The following is a 5,919-nucleotide window of genomic DNA, read 5'->3' as shown; positions in this document are numbered from 1 at the left end:
GGCGACAACCTCGTCTTCATGGACGGCGGCGTCGTCGTCGAGTCCGGCCACCCCCGCGACGTCCTGGGCAACCCCCAGCACGACCGGACCAAGGCCTTCCTCTCCAAGGTTCTGTGAACGCAGAAGGAGGGGGCACGGACGGTCGTCCGTGCCCCCTCCTTCGGCAGTCGTCGCTGTTCGGCCGAGCAGCCCCTCAGCCGAGCAGCCGCCGCTTCTGCTCGGCGAACTCCTGCTCGGTCAGCACACCCTGTTCCTTGAGGGTGCTGAGCTGCTTCAGCTGCTCGATCTTGGTGGTCATGTCGTCCGCCGGGGGCGCCGCGGCGGGCGGCGGGGGCGGCGGCGCTGCGGCCTGCTGCTGCGCTTCCTGCTGGGCCTGCTGCTGGGCGTCCTGCTGCGCCCATCGGCCGCCCTGGCGGCGGGACACGCGGTTGGACACGGCGGTTGCGGTGCCCGCGATGACCGCGGTGCGGGCGACCCCGCGAAGAAGTCCGGGCATGATGCTCATCTCCAGGCTGTGTGGCTACTCTCCGGCGGACGGGTCCTCCAGGGCGTCCAGCGACGCCAGCAGGGCCTGCACCGGAATCCGTCCGGCGGCCACGAGCTGCGCTCCGCCGCGTCGCAGGGCACGGGCGAAGGGCGCCGCCCAGGTGTTCTCGTACACGATGATCCCGGCGGAGCTCCCGGGTTCCAGGGCGCCGGCGGCGTCCTGGATGTCACCGTGGTCGAGCAGGCCGGACGCGGCCCCCTCGAAGACGGAGAGATCGATCTCGCCGCCGAGGTCCTGGAGCTCCAGCGCCGTCACCGTGCCGTCCTCCTCCTTGCGGACGAAGACGAAGTCGAAGATTCGGATGATGCCCCGGTCGACGAGGTCGACGAGGAGCGGGAATCCCTCGCCCGTCATACGGTTGCCCGGGAACTCGACCACGATGTAGTCGACCGGGCCCAGTTCTTCGATGTCGCCGAAATCGGCTCGCGCCTCGGTCTCGCTGCTCATGGCAGCTCCTGTCGCAGAGGGGGGAAGGTCTTTTCATTCCAGCACGCTGCCCGCGCCCGCGCACGTCTGGCCGGTCCCGACGGCCGCCGGGCCGGTCAAGCGGTCAAGCGGTCAGCTCGTAGATGCTCTGTCCGGTCAGCCACAGCCCGAGCAGCAGACAGACGAACACGATGGCCTCGTCCTTGTGGCCCTCCATCCACGCGCGCATCCGCAGCAGCCGGTCCTGGGCGGCCTCCGGGGCGAACACCATGTAGAGCTCGGCGACCAGCAGGCCGGAGCTGGCGAGCAGGCAGAAGCCGAACAGGGCGATGAAGGTGGTCGCGTGCGAGGTGTCGGCCTCGATCACGGTCGTCGCGCCCGCCGCGACCATGCCCCACGGCTGGATCAGCACGGCCAGGCCCGCCGCGGCCCACACGGAACCGACCTCCACACGGGAGGGCTCCGCGGTGGCGTCCCGGTCCGCCTTCCCCTTCATCCGGCGGTAGCGGCGTGCTCCGTAGACCACCAGTCCCACGCCGATGGCCAGCTTGAGGGCGAGAGCGGCCACGCCGGGCGGGGAACGGGGCGACGGGGGTTGGCCGCCGGTCAGGGCCAGCACGATCGCGATCACCACGACGAGGTTGGCCAGCCACGCCAGGAGGAAGGCGAGCCCCTTCCACACTCCCCTGTGCGAGGACACCACGAGGATGAACGCCATCATGGGCAGCGGGTAGAGGGCGATGGCCAAGGCGATGAGCATGAGGTCGAGGACCATGGCGCCCCAATCGTGCGACGACATACGACACTACGCACCGGGCCGGGCTCCGACACCTTTTGCCCATCGAGATGCCGCCTTCGTCCGCGTCCACCAACCTGGACGCAGACGAAGGAGGCCGCCATGACGACGACCCGGCATCCGCCGTCCGTGCCGCACGCCGCTGCGGGCCGCTGATGTGGTCGGAGCGCAAGGCACGGTGGCGAAGCCGCTCCCGGGAGCTGACCGCGGCCGCCAAACAGGCGCAGGAGCGGGCCGAGACCCGGTTCCCCGTGATCACCCATGTCACGGAGCGCATGATCGGCGTGAACATCTTCGACTCCGCCACCCGGTTGGCCGCCCAGTGCTTCCTGACCGCCGTGCCCCTGCTCTTCGTCGTCGCCTCGTTCGCCCCGGAGGGGGTACGCGACCAGCTGGTCTCCTCCGTACGCACGATGTTCGGGCTCACCGGTCAGGCGAGCGACCAGCTGAGCGACGTGTTCGACGGCTCCGGCGAGGAGGACATCCGCAACGCCGTGGGAGCGGTCGGCGCCGTGATCGTGCTGCTGTCGGCGACCGCGGTGAGCCGTGCCATGCAGCGCCTGTGCCGGCGTGCCTGGGAGATCCCGCGGGGCGGGACGCGGATCGCGATCTGGCGCTGGTTCGCCTGGATCGGCGCCTGGATGGTCCTGCTGATCTTCCAGGGGCCGGTCCGCGACGGATTCGGACTCGGCCTGTGGCTCGGGATCCCCCTCACGCTCCTCCTGCAGACAGCCGCCTGGTGGTGGAGCCAGCACCTCCTGCTGGTCGGGGCGGTCCGATGGCCCCCGCTGCTGCCCGGCGCCCTCCTCACCGCCGCCGCGGTGACCGCGCTGTCGCTGGGCGCGCGGTTCTACATGCCGATCGCCCTCAACCGGTCGCTCGCCACGTACGGGTCCACCGGCTCGGTGTTCGTCATCCTGTCGTGGCTGATCGTGCTGTGCGTGGCGGTCGCCGTCGGCATCACGCTGGGCGCGGCCCTCGCCCAGGAGCCGTACCTGGCCCGGCGGCTGGGCAGCCCGCTGCCCCGCAGACTGCGGCAGGAGCAGCCCTGAGGGCCTCCGCGCAGGACCGTGCGGCGGCCGTGCGGGGTGAGTGCCATGCTGGGAGACGGGGACCAGGGGCCCTGGCGGCCGGGAGGTCAACGACGATGACGAAGCGCGACACGACCACGACGGCGGCCGCGGCGGGCGGCGGGCCCGTGCTCTCGGCCGGGGAACGGGCCGCGAACGGCCGGGCCGCCCGGACACGGACCCCGAGATCGGCCCACGGGGACTTCGAGCCGTCGCCCGACCGGGTTGATCCGGTGGACCTCATCGAACGGCAGTCCGCAACCAGGCTGCAGGAGCTGGTGCCGATCCGCTACGGCCGGATGGCGCAAGCACCGTTCCGTTTCTACCGGGGTGCCGCCGCGATCATGGCCGCCGACCTGGCCGACACACCCGACTCGGGCATCCGGGCCCAGCTGTGCGGTGACGCGCACATGCTGAACTTCCGGTTGCTCGGCTCCCCGGAGCGCAATCTCCTCTTCGACATCAACGACTTCGACGAGACGCTGCCCGGGCCGTGGGAATGGGACGTCAAACGGCTCGCGACGAGCCTGGTGATCGCAGGCCGGGAGAACGGCTTCACCGACCGGGAGCGCGCGAAGATCGTACGGTCCACGGTGCGCTCCTACCGTGAGCAGATGCGTCTCTTCGCCGGGATGCGCAACCTCGACGTATGGTACGCGCGGGTGGACGAGACGCACCTGCAGGCACTGGCGGAGGACGCCCTCCACACCCGCGGCCGCAAGAACGTGAACGAGGCGCTGAGCAAGGCGCGCGGCCGCGACAGCATGCAGGCGTTCGAGAAGCTCACCGAGGTGGTCGACGGCCGTCGCCGGTTCGCCGCCGTGCCGCAGCTGATCACACCGATTTCCCAACTGCTGCCGGACCAGGAGCGCGACGCTCTCGACAGCCGGATCCGGGGCCTGGTCGCGCAGTACGCGCCCAGTCTCCCGACGGACCGCAGACACCTGTTGCAGCAGTACACCATCGTGGACATGGCACGCAAAGTGGTGGGCGTCGGCAGCGTCGGTACGCGCTGCTGGGTGGTGCTGCTGCTGGGACGCGACGGAGAGGACCCTCTGATCCTCCAGGCCAAGGAGGCCGGTGAATCGGTCCTCGCCGCGTACGCCGGCGCCAGCGAGTACGCCACCGAGGGCGAGCGGGTCGTCGCCGGGCAGCGCCTGATGCAGGCCGCGAGCGACATCTTCCTGGGCTGGCAGCACGCGTACGGCATCGACGACCGCGAACGGGACTTCTACGTACGCCAGCTGCGCGACTGGAAGGGCATCGCAGAACCGTCCCAGATGGTGCCGCGCGGTATGGCCGTCTTCGGCGGCCTGTGCGGCGTCACCCTGGCGCGGGCGCACGCCCGGTCCGGGGACCGGATCGCCATCGCGGCGTACCTGGGCCGCCGCGACGTCTTCGACGAGGCGCTCGTGCGGTTCGCGGAGAGCTACGCCGACCAGAACGAGCGCGACCACCGGCAACTGGTGGACGCCATCGCGTCCGGCCGGGTCGAGGCCGTCGCGGCCTGATCCGGACGGGGCCACCGCTACCGCCGGTCGAGGGAGCGCGGGCGCCGGGCCCCGGCCGCGGACGTGGCACGCGACGCGCGGAGCGCCGAGGCCGGCGGCATCCAGAACACCGTCACCGACCTCGGCGCCTCCATCGGCAGGCACCGCCGTCGCCGGCGGTGCCCACCCCGTCATGACGGATGCGGACTCGGAGCCTCGTCGACGGACGTGTCCTCGGCGAGGAAGTCCGTCACCGCGAGCGCGAAGAGCAGGGCCAGGGCGAGTCCCACGACCACCCAGCCGGTGGGGTACGACCACAGGATGTACACGAGGACGGCGATGGCCACCAGTCCCCAGGTGAACCATTTGCGGTGGCGCCGGATGAACGGGCCGACCGGCCCGGTGCGCAGGCCCAGCCGGTCAGCCGTGGCACGGGTGGCGACGATCCCCGAGTGCCAGATCTGGCGGGCGGCCGTGGCGTACTTGCCCGGGCCGGAGAGCCAGGCGGCGAGGGCGATCACGATGCCGAGGACCACGACCATCCGGATCGTCGTGCGCAACAGGCGGATCATCGCGTCGTAGACGGAGCCGGCCGCGGCCTGGGAGACGGTGTCCGGGAGCGCGTTGAGGTAGACGGTACGGAAGACGGTCAGGCCGAGGCCGAGGACGGCGACGGCGAACGCCACCGCGAGGGCCGCGGTGACCAGGATGCGGCGCCGGTGGGCGGAGAGCAGGACGCCCGCGGCGACGAGCAGCACGGCGATGATCGGCAGCCACACACCGAGGATCTGGAGGAGCCGGAAGCCCGTCTTGACCCGGCCGATGTCGTTGGACTGCACGACGGTGAAGTCGGTGTGGATCTCGGGGATCTTGGCCGCGACACCCATCCCGGCGTCCACGAGCCGTGTTTTCACCTGTTCGATCACCGGCGCGAGGTCGATGGTCACCGCGTCGTTCTTGATCTGCACCGCGCCGTCGCCGCTGCCGGTCAGGGCTTTGACGAGCGAGGTGTGGATCGTGCGGTTGGCATTGGTCCAGATCGTCTCGAACTGCTCCGAGGCGATGACGTCCTGCGCCTTCTCCTTCACGAAGCTGCTGACGGCGCTCTCCAGCGAGCCGCCGAGCTTGCCCAGGGCCTTCTGGAGCAGCGGTCGTTGCTCGGGGGCCGCGTCCTCCAGCAGGGTTTCGAGGTCGAGGTGCTCCATCAGGGCGGCGGTGACGCGGTTCGCGGCGGCCGCCTGGACGTCCGGGTCGGAGGCCAGCGGGGCGACCGTGGAGACGTAGCGGTCCGTGTTGCCCACGATGCTCGACGTCCACGACGCGACGATGCCCAGGGGAGCCAGCACACACCCGATGATGATCAGGAGCGCGGACAGCAGCGACTTCATCCGGTGCTTCGGCGGAGTCCGTTGCGCGGCCTCCGATTCCAGGGCGGCGACCCTGGCGCGCAGTGCCGCGAGTTCGCCCGCGTTCTCGTCACCCTGCATGGCTGACCTCCTACGGGGTCGGGAGCCGTGGATCCCGGAGGGGATCGGTGGATGGACGCGAAGCTGCGCCGGGGCAGGCTGTGGCGGCTCTCCTTGCCCCCAC

The 5,919-nt window shown here is 71.0% G+C and carries 6 protein-coding genes and 1 pseudogene; 3 read left to right on the top strand and 4 right to left on the bottom strand.

The features are described 5' to 3' along the window. Positions 1–117 (top strand): annotated as a pseudogene (locus ACWGE1_RS39575) (ectoine/hydroxyectoine ABC transporter ATP-binding protein EhuA); the annotation flags it as partial. 76 nt (positions 118–193) lie between these two features. On the opposite strand, the gene ACWGE1_RS39570 reads toward ACWGE1_RS39575, so the two are convergent. The 3 genes from ACWGE1_RS39570 to ACWGE1_RS39560 form a co-directional block, all read right to left on the bottom strand. Continuing rightward, positions 194–496, bottom strand: coding sequence for an SHOCT domain-containing protein (locus ACWGE1_RS39570; protein WP_453425313.1), 303 nt, complete (start codon positions 494–496; stop codon positions 194–196). Between the two features lie 24 nt (positions 497–520). Next, a complete protein-coding gene (locus ACWGE1_RS39565) occupies positions 521–994 on the bottom strand; it encodes a DUF6325 family protein (RefSeq protein WP_453425312.1) in 474 nt (157 codons plus the stop codon). A 103-nt stretch (positions 995–1,097) separates the two neighbouring features. Next, positions 1,098–1,748, bottom strand: coding sequence for a GAP family protein (locus ACWGE1_RS39560; RefSeq protein WP_453425314.1), 651 nt, complete (start codon positions 1,746–1,748; stop codon positions 1,098–1,100). Positions 1,749–1,819: 71 nt separating this feature from the next. Here ACWGE1_RS39560 and ACWGE1_RS39555 point away from each other — a divergent pair, with 71 nt between their 5' ends. After that, positions 1,820–2,821: a YhjD/YihY/BrkB family envelope integrity protein gene (locus ACWGE1_RS39555; RefSeq protein WP_453425311.1), complete on the top strand. Its 1,002-nt coding sequence runs from the start codon at positions 1,820–1,822 to the stop codon at positions 2,819–2,821. A 95-nt stretch (positions 2,822–2,916) separates the two neighbouring features. Further along, positions 2,917–4,350, top strand: a complete 1,434-nt coding sequence (locus tag ACWGE1_RS39550) for a DUF2252 domain-containing protein (protein ID WP_453425310.1) — start codon at positions 2,917–2,919, stop codon at positions 4,348–4,350. 170 nt (positions 4,351–4,520) lie between these two features. Here the strand turns inward: ACWGE1_RS39550 and ACWGE1_RS39545 are convergent, their stop codons facing one another. Beyond that, positions 4,521–5,816 carry a hypothetical protein gene (locus ACWGE1_RS39545; RefSeq protein ID WP_453425309.1) on the bottom strand — a complete coding sequence of 432 codons (1,296 nt, stop codon included), beginning with the start codon at positions 5,814–5,816 and terminating at the stop codon, positions 4,521–4,523. Positions 5,817–5,919: the final 103 nt, after the last annotated feature.

The organism is Streptomyces sp. NPDC054932 (assembly GCF_053610205.1).
This window is presented reverse-complemented; position numbering and strand designations above follow the sequence as displayed.